The sequence below is a fragment of the Paenibacillus sp. cl6col genome (assembly GCF_900102125.1).
Classification (GTDB): Bacteria; Bacillota; Bacilli; order Paenibacillales; family Paenibacillaceae; genus Paenibacillus_B; species Paenibacillus_B suaedae.
In genome coordinates this window covers 1-16,422 of sequence record NZ_FNAZ01000007.1, presented here as the reverse complement: position 1 = coordinate 16,422, position 16,422 = coordinate 1, and the positions used below count along the sequence as shown (strand labels likewise).

The 16,422-nt window shown below is 46.8% G+C and carries 16 protein-coding genes and 1 rRNA gene; 16 read left to right on the top strand and 1 reads right to left on the bottom strand.

The features are described 5' to 3' along the window. The first annotated feature begins 14 nt into the window (after positions 1-14). The 14 genes from BLS15_RS18245 to BLS15_RS18180 all read left to right on the top strand — a co-directional run bounded on the left by BLS15_RS18245 (position 15) and on the right by BLS15_RS18180 (position 14,200). Entirely contained in the window at positions 15-638 is a 624-nt protein-coding gene (locus tag BLS15_RS18245) for an MBL fold metallo-hydrolase (protein ID WP_021255277.1), read from the top strand. A gap of 252 nt (positions 639-890) precedes the next feature. After that, positions 891-2,333, top strand: a complete 1,443-nt coding sequence (locus tag BLS15_RS18240; protein ID WP_051614039.1) for an erythromycin esterase family protein — start codon at positions 891-893, stop codon at positions 2,331-2,333. 236 nt (positions 2,334-2,569) lie between these two features. Then, positions 2,570-3,793: a M24 family metallopeptidase gene (locus BLS15_RS18235; RefSeq protein WP_021255275.1), complete on the top strand. Its 1,224-nt coding sequence runs from the start codon at positions 2,570-2,572 to the stop codon at positions 3,791-3,793. Positions 3,794-3,952: 159 nt separating this feature from the next. Beyond that, positions 3,953-4,333 (top strand): hypothetical protein, encoded by a 381-nt coding sequence (locus BLS15_RS18230; protein WP_021255274.1) that lies wholly within the window; start codon positions 3,953-3,955, stop codon positions 4,331-4,333. Positions 4,334-4,482: 149 nt separating this feature from the next. Beyond that, the gene (gatC, locus tag BLS15_RS18225) at positions 4,483-4,770 is read left to right on the top strand and encodes an Asp-tRNA(Asn)/Glu-tRNA(Gln) amidotransferase subunit GatC (protein ID WP_021255273.1); all 288 of its coding nucleotides are present in this window, start codon (positions 4,483-4,485) and stop codon (positions 4,768-4,770) included. Between the two features lie 15 nt (positions 4,771-4,785). Further along, the gene (gene gatA, locus BLS15_RS18220; protein ID WP_227774826.1) at positions 4,786-6,252 is read left to right on the top strand and encodes an Asp-tRNA(Asn)/Glu-tRNA(Gln) amidotransferase subunit GatA; all 1,467 of its coding nucleotides are present in this window, start codon (positions 4,786-4,788) and stop codon (positions 6,250-6,252) included. Positions 6,253-6,269: 17 nt separating this feature from the next. Next, positions 6,270-7,712 carry an Asp-tRNA(Asn)/Glu-tRNA(Gln) amidotransferase subunit GatB gene (gene gatB / locus BLS15_RS18215; RefSeq protein ID WP_021255271.1) on the top strand — a complete coding sequence of 481 codons (1,443 nt, stop codon included), beginning with the start codon at positions 6,270-6,272 and terminating at the stop codon, positions 7,710-7,712. A 175-nt stretch (positions 7,713-7,887) separates the two neighbouring features. Next, complete coding sequence (locus tag BLS15_RS18210) at positions 7,888-8,340, top strand: GNAT family N-acetyltransferase (protein WP_021255270.1); 453 nt, start codon at positions 7,888-7,890, stop codon at positions 8,338-8,340. Between the two features lie 6 nt (positions 8,341-8,346). Next, positions 8,347-9,078 carry an MgtC/SapB family protein gene (locus tag BLS15_RS18205; RefSeq protein WP_021255269.1) on the top strand — a complete coding sequence of 244 codons (732 nt, stop codon included), beginning with the start codon at positions 8,347-8,349 and terminating at the stop codon, positions 9,076-9,078. Positions 9,079-9,236: 158 nt separating this feature from the next. Then, positions 9,237-9,827, top strand: coding sequence for an RNA polymerase sigma factor (locus tag BLS15_RS18200; RefSeq protein WP_028532022.1), 591 nt, complete (start codon positions 9,237-9,239; stop codon positions 9,825-9,827). A gap of 12 nt (positions 9,828-9,839) precedes the next feature. Then, entirely contained in the window at positions 9,840-10,520 is a 681-nt protein-coding gene (locus tag BLS15_RS18195) for a DUF6677 family protein (protein WP_021255267.1), read from the top strand. A 26-nt stretch (positions 10,521-10,546) separates the two neighbouring features. Then, on the top strand, positions 10,547-11,743 hold the full coding sequence (locus BLS15_RS18190) for a DUF4097 family beta strand repeat-containing protein (RefSeq protein WP_028532023.1): 1,197 nt from the start codon (positions 10,547-10,549) through the stop codon (positions 11,741-11,743). Positions 11,744-11,889: 146 nt separating this feature from the next. After that, positions 11,890-12,330 carry a peroxide-responsive transcriptional repressor PerR gene (gene perR / locus BLS15_RS18185; protein ID WP_021255265.1) on the top strand — a complete coding sequence of 147 codons (441 nt, stop codon included), beginning with the start codon at positions 11,890-11,892 and terminating at the stop codon, positions 12,328-12,330. A gap of 115 nt (positions 12,331-12,445) precedes the next feature. Then, positions 12,446-14,200 carry a glycosyl hydrolase family 18 protein gene (locus BLS15_RS18180; protein ID WP_090513160.1) on the top strand — a complete coding sequence of 585 codons (1,755 nt, stop codon included), beginning with the start codon at positions 12,446-12,448 and terminating at the stop codon, positions 14,198-14,200. Between the two features lie 195 nt (positions 14,201-14,395). Here BLS15_RS18180 and BLS15_RS18175 read toward each other — a convergent pair whose 3' ends face one another. Continuing rightward, the gene (locus BLS15_RS18175; protein WP_028532025.1) at positions 14,396-14,797 is read right to left on the bottom strand and encodes a DUF2614 family zinc ribbon-containing protein; all 402 of its coding nucleotides are present in this window, start codon (positions 14,795-14,797) and stop codon (positions 14,396-14,398) included. Between the two features lie 120 nt (positions 14,798-14,917). On the opposite strand from BLS15_RS18175, the gene BLS15_RS18170 reads away from it, so the two are divergent. Both BLS15_RS18170 and BLS15_RS18165 read left to right on the top strand, forming a co-directional pair. Further along, on the top strand, positions 14,918-15,808 hold the full coding sequence (locus tag BLS15_RS18170; protein WP_021255262.1) for a hypothetical protein: 891 nt from the start codon (positions 14,918-14,920) through the stop codon (positions 15,806-15,808). 376 nt (positions 15,809-16,184) lie between these two features. Then, positions 16,185-16,422, top strand: a 16S ribosomal RNA gene (locus BLS15_RS18165); the annotation flags it as partial.

The window sequence follows — 16,422 nt, the reverse complement described above, 5'->3', positions numbered from 1 at the left end:
GAGCTGACAAGACATTGTTTACGATTCAAAGTTTCAATTTAGGTCCTGTCCAAACAAACGCCTATCTATTGACAAATGAAGATACGAAAGAAGCGGTTGTCATTGATCCAGGCATGAATCCAGATCGGTTGCTGCAAGCGCTCGATGGACTAAACGTTAAGGCAATATTGTTGACACATGCGCATTTCGATCACATTGGCGGTGTGGATCTTGTGCGTAAGGCACATCCGTGCCCGGTGTACATTCATGAGCTTGAGGCAGAGTGGCTGACAACACCGGAACTTAATGGCTCGACCATGTGGCCGCAAATGTCTCCGGCAATGTCCATGAAGCCAGCGGAACATTTGCTGCAAGATGGGGATACACTAGAGCTGATCGGTCATTCCTTCTACGTCATGCATACACCTGGTCATTCGCCGGGCAGTGTGAGCTTCCTGTATGATAAGCACTTGTTCGCAGGTGACGTTCTTTTCCGGGAAAGTGTGGGGAGAACAGACTTGAGAGACGGCAGCATGAAGACACTGGTGAACTCTATTCATAAGAAGCTGTTCACACTAAGCGACGAAGTGACGGTATACCCTGGACATGGTCCGACTACAACAATTGGATATGAGAAGAAGCACAACCCATTTGTCTAATACGATTTTGCAGTACATAAGCGCTGGGCACTCCTGATTCCCAATCAAGGAGGCCCGGCGCTTTTTTTATTAGCTGGCAGGTTTCGACTACCGCAACCGCTATGTACAGAGGTGATGTAATTACTTTTTATCAGAAGGTAAAGGAATTGTGAAGGAACATGACGCTACAAAAAACGTCAAAAATACAACGTCATTCAGAGCAGGCAAAAGAAGTGGATATGGAGTGTACAAGAAAAAGGAGCTGGATATTTGATGAAAAAAGTTTGTCAGATTAGGCCAACTTCATCGCGCAAAAAAGTCATGCTTACGCTACTGACTATGACGCTTGCGCTGGGGACTTTGGCTTCTTCCTTCATTCAGTCGGGGACTGCTTATGGAGCCGAAGGAACTGTATCGATAAGGGGAGAAGTCCAATCTAATACGGATCAGATTGCAGTATGGAAAGCCTGGATCAAGCAACATGCTCAAGAGATTACGTCCATACAGCCCGAGAAGCTTGTGAACGGCAGCATTCCAAAGCAGAATTTTGATGATCTGGATAAACTCAAGACTTTATTGCGGGATAAGCGGATCGTGTATCTTGGAGAAAGTACTCACTCAACTGCAGAGTTCAGCCTAGCAAAAACAAGACTTATTCAGTATCTTCATCAAGAACTGGGATATAGTAGGGTTGCTTTTGAAAGTGCTCTTAGTGATGCAGCTATGGCCCAAGGGCGAATGAATAGCCGGACACCGCAGGATACACTAAGCCAAGCGCTTAATGGTGTCTATATAACGGAGGAAGTCCTACAATTATTTGAATACATAAAGAGCACCCAGGGAAGCAGTACGCCGCTCCGTCTTACCGGATTTGATATGAAAATGGATGTTATATTGGAGCCTAATGCAACTTGGATACAAGGTCAAGCGTTGAGGGAGAAATTGATCAAGGCTGAACAAGATATTAAAGAATGGATGATCGGTAAGCGAGATTTAGCATCTTTTCAAAAAGCAAAGCCTGAACTTATCGCTTTATACCAGCGTTTGAATGAGGAACTGCCTAAATATAAAGACTTCATGCAAAAAGATTATCCAAACGAACCTCAAATCTATCAGCTAATCAAACGAGCCATTGAGGTTCGTTTGAAGGCTTTGAATGAATACTATGAGCAGTATATTGATTACTTACAGAAGGTATTAAGCGGCTCCATTGGAATAGATACAGCATTCCTTCAATGGCGGGATAAACAAATGGCAGACAATCTTGTATGGCTTGCCACAGAGGTTTATCCGAATGAGAAATTGATAGTATGGGCTCATAATACTCATATCGGGAAAGCCACACATGAATTATATGAGGGTGAAGTGGGTCAGTTGAAATATGTAGGGGAACTGATGCCCAAGGAACTACAAGCACAAAGCTATGTAATTGGCTTATACATGGCGAGCGGCGAAATATTTGATTGGTTCAATAATGGGATTCATAAAGTTCTACCATTGTTGCCGGGTTCGATTGAAGATATTTTGTCTTCTTCGGGTAAACCATACACGTTTATGGACATTCGGTATTCGCCTCCTGTAGTCGGAAACGAATGGATGTCGCGGCCGACCAAATCGTACGAAGAAGGACGTGCAGAACATCTCCTTGTTCCGAAGAACAATTATGATGGACTCATCCTCATTGATAAAGTACAGATACCGCACTTTTTAAAATAGAGATGAGCGCATTTGTATGAATGAAAACTGTTGCCTCTTAACATTCTCCTAGCCATGAACAGACAAACCCATAGATCCATTTTGCTAGCCAATCCTCGCTCGTGATATGATCAGGGAAGCATACAGCAACGATGGGACTGCCTACTACTATGTATCGCAGTCCTTTTTTTACATAACAGATACAAGTGCAAATAAAACGGCAGATACAAATTCCTAATACGAGGAGGAGTCAATTGATGCATTCCGAACAGCGAATAGATGCAGCAATTATCGAAGAGCATCGCAATCGAATCGCTCGCCTGCAGCAGAAGATGGAGCTTGCTGGTATCGATTTGTACTTAGTTACACACAACGTGGATATATATTACTTAACCGGCTCCATGCAGACCGGCTATGTGCTCGTACCGAGATGCGGCGAACCTGTTTATTTGGTGAAACGCAGCTATCTGCGTGCGCAGCAGGAGTCGATCATTCGCGTTGCTCCGCTCGGTTCGTTCCGTCAGCTTGGTGAGACGATCCGCTCATACTATGCGGAGCTGTTCCAAGTTAAGGAAGCTGTCGTCATTGCTACAGAGTTCGATGTTCTACCTGTTCAGCAGTATGAGAGATTGAAGACGGTCATTCCAGATGCGAATTGGACAGACGGATCGATCCTATTCCGTGAACTGAGAATGATTAAGTCCTCTGATGAACTGGATCGCATTCGGGTTGCCGCAGCTGCTGCACATAAGGTGCTTGCTGATGCTGCAGATTACATCCAGCCGGGAATGACAGAACTAGAACTCATTGCGTACATTGAACGAGAATTCCGACTGCAGGGTCATGTTGGAATGATCCGAATGCGCGGCTTCAATCAAGAACTAATAACTGGCATGGTTGCATCAGGAAGTGCAGGCGCAGAACCGACTTATTTCGACGGTCCCGCTGGAGGGCTTGGACTGACACCTGCAAGTCCACAAGGATCTAGCCGTAAGGCGATTGAAGTGAATGAACCTATTCTGATCGATTTCGGCTGCTGCATCGATGGATATGTAATTGATCAGACCCGAACCCTTGTCATTGGGGAACTGGACGATGAACTCCAGCGTGCTTATGATGCTTCGGAAGCGATATTGCGTGCAACTGAGGAACACTTGAAGCCGGGAACGGTATGCGAGACATTGTACGAAGACGCGGTTGATATGGCGAAATCGTATGGATTGCAAGAGCATTTTATGGGGTATGGTGAGGATCAAGTCAAGTTTCTTGGACATGGAATTGGTATGGAAATTGATGAATGGCCTGTATTGGCCCGCGGGTTCAAGCAGCCGCTTCAGGAGGGGATGGTAATTGCTATCGAACCTAAATTCACTTTCCCGGGACGCGGTGTCGTAGGTATAGAGAATACATACCTGATTACTGCTGATGGATATGAGAAGCTAACGACTGCGGAGGAAGGATTGCGAATCATTTCTTTGTGAACATAGACAATAGCTAGAGTCGGATGTACAGCTTTTATCGTATGCAGGATAGAGAGGCTGCTTTTTGTGACCAATTGCGATACTCGCACGTATACATTTACAGGAACCATAAATTCTAGTACCATATAGAATACATCTAACGGATGGGAGGCATGGACAATGCTGCCTTTGGGAGAGAAAGTAGTCATTGTTGCCGACCGTTTCGAACAACATTTGCCTATCGGGGAATACGGCTATATTATTGCCTATGACCGCAATGCAGACAACGCATTCGACTATGTCATCCGAGTTCCGAGAGCAAACCGCAACTTTTTTGTGCCAGCATCCGATGTCGATCAAGAGGAACGGTTGCTGCAGCAGGAAGCGGACCGCATCGAACGGGAAGCACTTATCGATTATGCACTGGCGACCCATAATGAATCATTATTCCGTCGAATTATGAACGCAGACGCAGAGCCTGATAGCGAAGAGAGCGAACAGGACGGAGCAATGTCACAAGAAGAGTTCATTCGCCAAGTGAATTTAAGAGCTTGGATTTAAAGAAGACGCCGATCACCGGTCATTCCGGTGCTTCGGTGTTTTTTTGCATCCATTACTTTATCAGAATGACGCGTTGAGTTGATTCCGCTTCTAAGCTATAATAAGGGGATGAATTTGGCCTTGATGGCGCAAGGAGGAACAGGCTGCCGATGAGCATTCACGTACAAGACGTCGAGCACGTTGCTAAGTTGGCAAGACTCGACTTGAGCAATGAAGAGAAAGAGCGTTACACGGAACAGCTGAACGCGATTCTAAAATATGCAGAAAAATTAAATGAATTGAATACCGATGACGTCACGCCAACGACTCATGTTCTACCTATACGGAACGTGATGCGTGAGGATGAAGCGCGTCCTTCACTGCCGATAGAGAAGGTAATGGCTAACGCACCGGAAGAAGAAGATGGTCAGTTCAAAGTACCGGCCGTTCTGGAATAAAGCGAATAAGGGAGGATGCCCGCATTGACACCACTTGAGATGTCATTAACGGAAGCAAGACAAGCAATACAAGAGCGCAAGCTCTCCGTCTCTGAATTGGTGGACGCGTCATTCCGACGCATTGCCAGCACGGATGAGCAAGTGCAAGCATTTCTTACTATGAATGAAGAGGGTGCCCGTAACGAGGCAGCCGCAATCGACAAGCGCATCTCGGCAGGAGAACAGATCGGCTTATTGGCTGGTATCCCTGCAGGGGTTAAGGACAACATCGTAACGGAAGGAATGCGCACAACATGTGCAAGTAAATTCCTTGATAATTTCGTACCTGTATATGACGGTACGGTATCCCGCAAGTTGAAGGAAGCGGGTGCCATTACAATTGGTAAGCTGAACATGGACGAATTCGCAATGGGCGGATCCAATGAGAACTCTGCTTATCGCACGACTCGCAACCCGTGGGATTTGGAACGTGTTCCGGGCGGATCTAGCGGTGGTTCCGCGGCTTCCGTAGCAGCTGGACAAGTTGCATTCGCGCTAGGCTCTGATACAGGCGGATCAATCCGTCAGCCAGCTTCCTATTGTGGAGTCGTTGGCTTGAAGCCGACATACGGTCTCGTTTCTCGCTTCGGCTTGGTTGCATTCGCATCTTCATTGGATCAAATCGGTCCAATTACGAGAAATGTGGAAGATGCAGCCCTCGTGCTCCAAGCGATTGCAGGCCACGATAAGATGGATTCCACTTCGGCGAAGGTAGAAATTCCGGATTATGCAGCACAGCTGACAGGCGATGTGGCTGGTCTGCGCATTGGCGTGCCTTCTGAATATATTGGACAAGGTGTCGATCCGAAGGTGAAGGAAGCTGTGCTCGCTGCCTTGAAAGTATTCGAGGATATGGGTGCGACATGGGAAGAAGTATCGATGCCGCATACCGAATATGCAGTAGCGACCTACTACCTGCTTGCTTCCTCGGAAGCTTCCTCCAACTTAGCGCGCTTCGATGGAGTTCGCTACGGAGTGCGTGCGGACAACCCTGACAATCTGCTGGATCTGTATCATCGTTCTCGCAGTGAAGGCTTTGGACAAGAAGTGAAGCGCCGCATTATGCTGGGTACGTATGCACTAAGCTCAGGCTACTATGATGCCTATTACTTGAAGGCGCAGAAAGTCCGCACCTTGATTAAGCGTGACTTTGACGAAGCATTTAACAAGTTCGATATTTTGCTCGGGCCGACAGCACCGACAACGGCGTTCCGTATCGGCGAGCAAATTAATGATCCATTAGCGATGTACTTGAATGATATATTGACGATTCCGGTTAGCTTGGCTGGCGTTCCAGCAATTAGCGTACCATGCGGGTTGGCGGATGGATTGCCGGTTGGCTTGCAATTGATTGGCAAGGCGTTCGACGAAGCGACTGTGCTTCGTGCAGCCCATGCGTTCGAACAACGCACGGAGTTCCATAAGCTGCGTCCGCAGTTGTAATTGAGGAGGCTTACGACATGCCAAGTACGAAATATGAAACGGTCATTGGCTTGGAAGTGCACGTTGAGCTGCACACCAACTCGAAAATCTTTTGCGGTTGCTCTACCGAATTCGGAGCACCGCCTAATACGCATACTTGCCCGATTTGCTTAGGGCATCCCGGCGTACTGCCGGTATTAAACCACCAAGCGGTAGAATATGCAATGAAGGCTGCTATGGCGTTGAACTGTGAAATTGCTCCGGTAAGCAAGTTTGACCGGAAAAACTATTTCTACCCAGACTCTCCGAAAGCATATCAAATCTCTCAGAACGATCAGCCAATCGGGCAGAACGGCTGGATTGATATTGAAGTGAACGGAGAAACGAAGCGGATCGGCATTAACCGACTACACTTGGAAGAAGATGCAGGCAAGCTGACCCACGTAGATGGCGGTTATGCTTCTCTCGTCGATTTCAACCGTGTCGGCACACCGCTCGTAGAGATTGTATCTGAACCCGAGCTTCATTCACCAGAAGAAGCGAAGGCTTATTTGGAAAAGCTGAAGGCAATTATGCAATATTGCGACGTATCCGATGTGAAGATGGAGGAAGGCTCCCTTCGCTGTGATGCGAACATCAGCATACGCCCGATTGGCCAGAAAGAACTGGGTACGAGGGCAGAATTGAAAAATATGAACTCCTTCCGCGGCGTTCAACGTGGTCTTGAATATGAAGAGGAGCGCCAAGCTGACATCCTGGATGAAGGCGGTAAGGTTGTTCAGGAAACTCGCCGCTGGGATGAAGCGCAAGGGCGTACGCTCACGATGCGCAGCAAGGAAGAGGCGCATGACTATCGCTACTTCCCGGATCCAGATCTCGTTACACTCGTTATTGATGACGAGTGGAGAGAGAGTGTGCGGGCATCGATTCCGGAATTGCCGGATGCACGTAAAGCTCGCTACACGAGCGAATATGGCTTGACGAGCTACGATGCAGAAGTCATTACGGCATCGAAGAAGCTGGCTGACCTGTTCGAGGAGAGTCTTCAATATACGAAGGATGCCAAGGCAGTGGCCAACTGGATTATGGGTGACTTACTCGGATACTTGAACGCGAATGGCCTTGAAGCGGATGCTTCAAAAGTTACTGGCCAAGGCTTGGGCGAAATGATCGGCTTGATTGAGAAAGGCACGATCAGTTCCAAAATCGCCAAGACGGTCTTCAAAGAGATGCTGGAGACGGGCAAAGCTCCTCAGGCTATTGTTGAAGAGAAGGGACTTGTCCAAATTAGTGATGAAGGCGCCATTAAATCTGTCGTCGAGCAAGTAATCGCAAACAACCCACAATCGGTTGAAGATTACCGTGCCGGCAAACAGAAGGCGATTGGATTCCTCGTGGGACAAGTAATGAAGGAGACGAAGGGTAAGGCCAACCCGGGTCTTGTGAACGAATTGCTTGTTCAGTGCTTGAGCGAGCTGTAAATGTAAGCTATAGATAAAAAATGAAGAATCGATTAGGGCTCCGTAGGACGGATGGGTAACATATCTGAACGTTGGAGCCAGGCATGGAAGCGGAGTGAATCTCCGCTTTTCGTGTAGATTCAAGTTATTTTCATGTAGTCGTATACTCTGTTATTCCGAAAGGGTAGTGAAAGACATGATACGTCAGTTGGATATGAATGATGTTGCAACATTGGATCAACTCTGGAACCTGCAACAGGCCGCATACCGGATTGAGGCGGACATGATTGGCTTTGACAAGATCCCCCCTCTGATGGAAACGGTAGAAGACCTGCATAATACCACGGAAACATTCTATGGCTGGTGGGATGAGAATCAGTTGGCTGGAGCGGTATCCATCGAAATGACAGGGCCTGTAATTATGGAGATTTGCAGATTGATGGTTCGGCCGGATTATTTTCGGAGAGGGATCGGTGCAAGTTTGTTAGGTCATGTACTGCATATGCCAGATGTTCATACGCACCGTATTGCAACGGGAGCTCGCAATCTTCCTGCGCTGACACTGTATGAACGCGAAGGCTTCCGATATGTGCGCGACGAGGAGATTGCGCCGGGCATATCGCTACGTCACCTGGAAAGAAGGAGGTAGTCGGATATGGAATTGCTCGCGGAGATACCTGCAAATAGTCCGTGGGTAATTGATGATTTTTCATTAACGCTTAGATTGCTGCTTGCGATGCTGCTTGGCGGCTTGATTGGATTGGAGCGAGAACAAGCGAATCATCCAGCGGGGCTGCGAACACATATATTAGTTTGCGTTGGTTCGGCACTTATCATGCTGTTGTCCATTTATGGCTTCTCCAGCTTCGTATACGAAGGGAATGTTCGTGTGGATCCTGCTCGTCTCGCTACAGCAGTAATTACAGGCATTGGTTTTCTTGGCGCAGGTACAATTATTTTTACGGGCAAATCAATCGCAGGACTTACGACAGCGGCCTCTTTATGGGTAGTTGCGGCGATTGGACTGGCAGTAGGTGCTGGATTCCAATATGCAGCTGTGGTGACGACAATCCTAGTTATCGTGATTTTGTTCGGATTCAACAAGGTAGAACAGCGTTACTTCGGTGGCAAGCGCACTCGCGTTTTAACATTAGATGCGGATTCTACTTCTGAATTTCTTCATGAGCTCCATGTCTTCATGGAAACCCATGATGTTACCGTCAAGAAGATGATGTTCCAACGCTTATTGAATCAACCTGGCGATCCGATGGTGGAGAAGCGAGCAGAATTGCAGCTCGTTCTTGGCGTCCCCAAACAGTTCGACATGTTCGTATTTGTAGAGCAACTCGAGCGAGTGCAAGGGGTTCGCACTGTTACCTTAGAGTAAGAGTCCAAAGCGATCCTAGACTAAAGTCGGTGAAACCTTCCTAGACTCAGGAAGGTTTCTTTCATTTCTGTATCCAACGTACAATGAATATAAGCTTAATACGTACGGTAGAGCGAATTCGCACAATGAATTTTGCTGGGTAGAGAAGGGAAGAGACTATGGTGTATCGTAAGACAACTCAATTTTCGGATGAACTTATCGTCAGTCAAGTGCAGCAAGGTAACGAGGAAGCAATGCGTATTTTAGTGGAAAGACACCGTCCATTTGTGATAACGTGTATTTGTCAGACGGTACAAGATCGTTATTTGGCGGAAGACATCGCCCAAGAGGTATTCGTGAAGGCGTATCGCCATATTCATTCATTTCGGGGCGACTCGAAATTTACGACATGGCTGTATCGGCTAACGAAGAACCAGATGATTGATATATTGCGCAAAAAACGGAAGGAAGGCCGGGTAGAATGGCTTGATCCGCACCATATTGCATCCTTTCAGCTTCATGATGTTGCTGATATGCCGGAAGAACGCGTGATGAAGAAGGAAAAATGTGAAGAGGTTCACCAAGCACTTCGGGCATTGCCAGAGAAATATCGTATGGTCATGGAGTTGTACCACATGCGCCAGCGAACATACGCAGAAATTGCGCAGATGCTCAAAATGCCAGTTAGAACGGTTGAAACTAGATTATATCGCGCTAAGATGCTGTTTAAGCGAGCGTGGCAGGAACATGCCGGATTAGGAGCTATGTAAGGAGGGAAGGACTTGGCTGAAAGAAAAGACGATCAATTACATGAACCTCACAATCAAGGATTCCGTGAGCAGTCTGCTAATAAGGAGCAGGATGAGCAGTTTTTGCGCAAGCGTCTGGAACAATTAGCGCGGAGAGAACGCATGTCTCATGCTCATGAGGATCATCAAGGATATGGCCCAGGCCCAGGAGCACCTATACCACCGCCTCCGATGTATGGAGCAATGCCGCAGAAGAAGAGCAAGTTTCTTTCTTTGTTTTTGTCCTTCATTTTCCCTGGAGCAGGTCATTTCTACTTAGGGTTAATGCAGCGCGGGCTGCTTATTATGATGATGCTGGCCTTGGATATCGTAGCTATCGTGTATTTTACAGCAATAGATGCGAAAGTGAATGTACCGCTTGTCGTATTGTTAGGATTAATGCTGCCGGTGATTTACTTTTTTAACTTGTTTGATGCCTTGCAATGTACGGAACGTGTCAATCATCAAGCGATGTTTGGTGGCATAGAGCCGACCAGACAAGGGCCGCTCTTAGGGCTTTTTCTTCTGTTCGGGGGAATAGTTATGCTGCTATTAACCGTAGATCCAGCGTGGCTTCGTTGGTTCTTTACGTATGCGGGATCCTACGCGGGAGCGGCTCTTCTTATTGGTGGCGGTATCTTTCTGCTTGTGAAGGAATCGAATAAGAGACGCTGACGGACAACCGAAGGAGATGGTCTTCAGTGGTTAAGGTAGGGAGAATTACTGCTTCGCTGCTGCTTGTCGCTGTTGGAATCATGCTGCTCAGCGATCAGTTGTTTGGATATCATACATTGCGATTGTTATTAACATGGTGGCCCTTGTTATTTATTATATGGGGGATCGAATATATTTGGACTGGCGTGTACCACAGCAAGCGGGGGGATAATCGTCGTCTGTGCTTGGATTTTTTAGGCATGTTCGTTTCTGTTTTTATTGCAGTCTCCGTCTTCATGATTTCTCAGCCTTCCCTGTTCCGGGATTGGGTGCGAGGCATTCAGTTCGACTTCTCCATGATGAAGGAGATGGCAGGTGATAATGGGATAAATGTCCGGTTGCCGAAGCTGGAACATTCGATATCAGGGGATATATCGAAGCTCGTTGTTCGCAATAACAATGGGGAGATTCGGATTCAGACTGGGAATGTAGAGAATATGGATGTTGAGCTAAGTGCAATTGTAAGCGGAGTGGATAGAGAGCAGGCGCAATCGCTGGCTAACCAATCAGGAGCATCCATCGATAATAAGCCTTCCGAACATACATTGACGATTACCGCGAACGGCTCGAAATTTGCAGTAGGGAATCGGCCAATCCGCATTGATATGATCATCACCATTCCGGCTCATGTTATGTGGAAGACGGATGTGATGACGAATAATGGGGATATCGCGATCCATGATATGAAAGCCGAAGCAGTGGCGAAGAGCAACAATGGTGATATTAAGCTGCTTAATATTGAAGCCCCAGTACAGGGGGAGACACTGAATGGTAATCTTTTTGTGCAAAATATTCGTGGTGATGCCAAAGTATCTACCATGCGTGGGGATATTACGATGTACGACATCAGTGGGAAGTCGATGGCGGATACGAAATCAGGAGATATCGACATTCATGAATCGGCTGGTGCAGTCCAAGCAGAGACCTTGAGTGGAGACATGCTTGTTGAGTCAGAGAACATCGGCGGCAACTGGAAATTGCAGAATATGGCGGGCGATACCGCCATTGGCATACCCGAGGGGGCTGATGTTACATTGCAAGCGATGAATCGTTTTGGAGACATCGATATAGATTCGGATTTTCCCTTTCATGTCGTAAAGAATAAAGTAGAGGGTACAATAGGAAATGCTACGTATCAAGTCAATTTGGACACGAATGGTGACATTAGCATACGAAAACGGTAACAGCGCGACGTATTAAGGATTGACAAAACAAAAAACTTCCACGTACAATGGACATATAGAGATTATTTTCTGAGAATCGTTACAATCTACGATTTGTTGGGATAACCCGTATAGAACTAATGTGAGCGTAGAAGGCGGTGGACAAGATGAAAACGCGGGTTCAACATGCATTGGGACATCTGAAAATGTCCGGAGTACGCATCACGCCACAGAGACATGCGATATTGGCTTACTTGATGGATGCGATGAATCATCCGACAGCAGATGAAATATATCGAGCACTCGAGCCGGATTTTCCGAGCATGAGCGTTGCTACCGTATATAACAACTTGAAGTTGTTTATTGAAGCGGGGCTCGTTCATGAGTTGACATATGGGGACAGTTCAAGTCGATTTGATGCCAATGTAACAGATCACTATCATGCCATTTGCGAGCGATGCGGCAAAATTGTTGATTTCGCTATTCCTGAATTAATGGAATCGGTGGAGAAATCGGCTGCAGAGGCTACTGGTTTTATCGTACGCGGACATCGGATGGAAGTGTATGGTGTATGTCAATCCTGTGTGGAATCGACTAAGGAGCAATAGGTGATGGTCGATCAATACAATGCAGAAATGTAAATGCGCGCGGCAGTTCATGCTTGCGCGCTTTTTTATTTTATCGAATCCAATGATGCAGTCTGAAGAAGTAGGAGTTGACTATATGAGAAGCAATGGAGTGGGGAGAGGTGCTCCGCATTATCGAACCGGCGGAAAGAACCGTAAAAAAGGGAAGGGAGGAGGATGTCTCTTTATTCTGATTGGACTCGCCATCCTGGCAGCGAGCGTGTGGAAAGGATGGGATGGTATCAGGGATTGGTTACCTGGTCAGAATAAGGCTGACTCCCAGATCTCTCAGGTAGAACAGCCCTTGATCTGGGATGGTTCCTGGACGGGATATGGGACGAAAGGCAAAGGTGAGAATTTGCTCATACCTGTTCAGGCATTGTCTGATAAGTTTTCTATTGTGTATGAGAATAGTTCCGAAACCGTCATTATGACAAGTTCTAAGGATGTTGCTTCAGTTGCGCTTGGACACTCAACGGGAAGCTTGAATGGTCGAGCTAAACAGTGGTCAGCTGCTGCTGAACAAATTGGCGGCGACATTTATGTTCCAATGACTGCGTTGAAGGAAGTATACGGCTTGCGTGCGAAGCAGTACACTTCGAATGGTGCGGTTCAACTAAGCACACCGGGGCAGACTCTTCAACAGGGGATCGTCATTCAGCAAAAGGATGATGCCCAAATAGCCTTGCGTGAAAATGCTAGTAATCAAGCTCCCTCCTTAGAGAAGCTTGTAAGTGGAACGCAAGTCACGGTCTGGGGTGAAGAGGGAGACTGGCTCCGGATTGAGGCGGAAGGCGGCAATGTCGGTTATATTGCTAAAGACGAGATTCAGCGTAAGGGAAGTGTAGCAGTTCCTTCAATCTCGCCAGCGCCTGTTCCTGCGTTTGTAAAGGAGAAGCGACCAGTAAGCTTGGCTTGGGAAGCTGTGTACTCCCGTAATCCGGATCCGACCAAGCTGCCCGCGATGCCAGGGACGAATGTTATTAGCCCAACGTGGTTCAGCTTGGCTGACAACGAGGGAAATGTAGATGAGAAGGCAGATCCGCGTCTTGTACAATGGGCGCATCAGAATGGGAAGCAGGTATGGGCGCTGTACAGCAACAGCTTTGATCCAGACCGAACTACAGCCTCGCTTGCAACCTTCGACAAACGTAACCGAACGATAGCACAATTGGTTAAGCTCGCAGAGAAATACAACGTTGACGGCATTAATATTGACTATGAGAACGTAAATGTTGAAGATCGTGATAATTTAACGCAGTTTGTACGAGAGCTTGCTCCTCGTCTACATGCGAAGGGTCTTGTTGCATCGATTGATGTGACGGCGAAGTCTGGGAGCGGTAGATGGTCGCAATTTTTGGATCGGGAACAGCTGGCGCGTTCCGTCGACTTTATGATGGTTATGGCTTACGATGAACATTGGGCGACGAGTCCAACTGCTGGTTCTGTTGCATCCTTGCCATGGACAGAGAATGCTATGAAGCGAATTATGGAAGAGGATAATGTGCCTCCGCATAAGCTCGTGCTTGGAATGCCGCTATACACACGGATATGGACAGAGACAACTGAAGGCGGAGAAGTGAAAGTATCCTCTAAAGCTGTTGGTATGCAGAAAGTTCAAGATTTGATTCAGGATCGTAAGTTGAAGCCTGTTTATTCGGAGAGTGCAGGTCAGCACTATGTCGAATATGAGGAGGAAGGCGCAACTCAGAAAATATGGATCGAGGATAAACAATCGATTCAATCTCGCATTCAAATGGCAGAACGTCTAAAGCTCGGCGGAGTCGCTGTATGGGCCCGAAGCTTCGCCAATGAAGGCATATGGAACGTTCTTCGATATCGAAACTCTTAATCACGCAATGATACTTTTTATAAGTTAGAAATAAGAAAACCGTCTATCTAATCAGATAGGCGGTTTCTTCGTTAAGTCTGTTATATTCGGTTCACTCTTGCGAGTGAGGCTCGTGAAAACATAGATGTCAGGTCATGGTGTTGTGGGAATCAACGAGTCAATGCGTGAGAAATCTCTTTGTAAGTCATTCTTCCCTCACTTTGATACGGTAACTTCCTTCTTACTGTCTTGATCTAAGTTGCTTTCTGGGGCGATGTTTTCTGCGGTTGCCTTGTCCGGATCAAGGGTAAGAATCGTTCTACAGAACATGCAGCGATCCGTTCTGCCGAGTATTTTGGTCTGGCGACCACACTCTGGACATTCAAGAATTACAGCACTAGTGGACAACATGCCAGCCCAGAAGTAAATCGCGACACTTCCCAAGAGGAGTATCATTCCCAGTACCATGAATACTCCAGCGAAGGGGCGTCCTTGTATGCCCCACATGAGAATGCCGGATGTGCCGAGCACCATCATTCCCATTCCGGCTAATGTAAGTACAAGTCCCCACAATCGAAACTCATTGATTTTACTTGTTCTAAAAAGACGTTGTTTCATCGCAGCCTCTCCATTTCAAGATTGAAAATGTTTTCGAAGGAAGAAGGAAAGAGAGTTTCTATGTAGAATTATAAACTATCATTTGATGTAAAAGAAAGCCAAAAAAGCGTGGGGTCGAGAATGAAACATGTATTGGATAACTCCATAGATCAATTAATTGGTGCGACTACAGTCAGCGGTCTTTATATATTGGAACGCAGTCAATTGGATGCTGATATGCACCAATATATTGATTGGGATCGCTATGTGCTGGTTGTTGATGAAGCTTGTCCATCCCATCCTTTTGAGTCGATGGAAGTATCGGCCGATGACAGCTCTGTTGCACGCTGGATTTGCATCCACCCAGATAGGTGGGAGGAATGGATCGTTTCGGATGAGGCGAGGTCACTGCTTCCGTTTTACGGGCGTGGCAATATTCGCGTAGATCGCGATGGATTGCTTGCAAGTTGGCAGGAAAGATTGATTCAAGAAGAGAAGACTCCGAACCAGATGCAATACATGAAGACATATGCGCTGTTTTTGGAGGCATATAATCAAGCGAAGCATTTACGGAAGCTGGAATACATGCTAGACGCTTATCGATGTGTGGATTTCGCATTCTATTATTGGGCGTCGCTTGCCATAATGGAGCAAGGAGAGATGCCTAGACAAGCGTTATGGCAGCAAGTGAAGAAGTTAAATCTGGGTGTCTATAAGATGTACGAAGAATTCACTGCAAGCTCTGAGACGATGCCGCAGCGAATTGAACTTGCGTTGCTTGCTTGCGAGTTCTCTCTCTCATCGAAGAGTGTAGAATGCTGCGCACCATTGCTGAATTGGCTGAAGCAAGCGAAGGGGCCAGTTCCGATATCGGACATTATGCAGCACCAAGAATTCAAGTGGATGGCCGGTTATATGCCAGCTCTACTAAATAAGCTTACACATCGCGGTTGTGTAAAGGAACGTTTGATTGAGCATGCTAGTCCATATGGCAAGCTAGGGTATACTCGGGCCTATGAATGGGCTGGTTGACGGCTGCACAATCACAGAAAGTTGAGTCGCTGCATGACAGCTCATGCAGCGTTTTAACTTTTTTTAAATAAAGTGTTGACTTGGGTTTGAAATATATGATACATTAATACTCGCCTCTTCGAGAGAAGCACATCGAACGAAAGCTGAATAAGCAATCATTCGAAAGCTCGAAAAAAGAATTTAAAAAAAGTGCTTGACTCTAAAGAGTGAACATGGTATATTATAAAAGTCGCCGCTGACAAAGCGGTGAGAAAAAGAAAGTAACTGAGAGATTGGTTGCTGACTGAGATTGTTCTTTGAAAACTGAACAACGAGCAACGTTTGTGAATGAGGTAGCAATACCTCGTCAAAAGATATGAGCAGTTCAAACTTAACTTTAACGGAGAGTTTGATCCTGGCTCAGGACGAACGCTGGCGGCGTGCCTAATACATGCAAGTCGAGCGGACTTGATGGAGTGCTTGCACTCCTGATGGTTAGCGGCGGACGGGTGAGTAACACGTAGGTAACCTGCCCATAAGACTGGGATAACCCACGGAAACGTGAGCTAATACCAGATAGGCATTTTCCTCGCATGAGGGAGATGAGAAAGGCGGAGCAATCTGCCACTTATGGA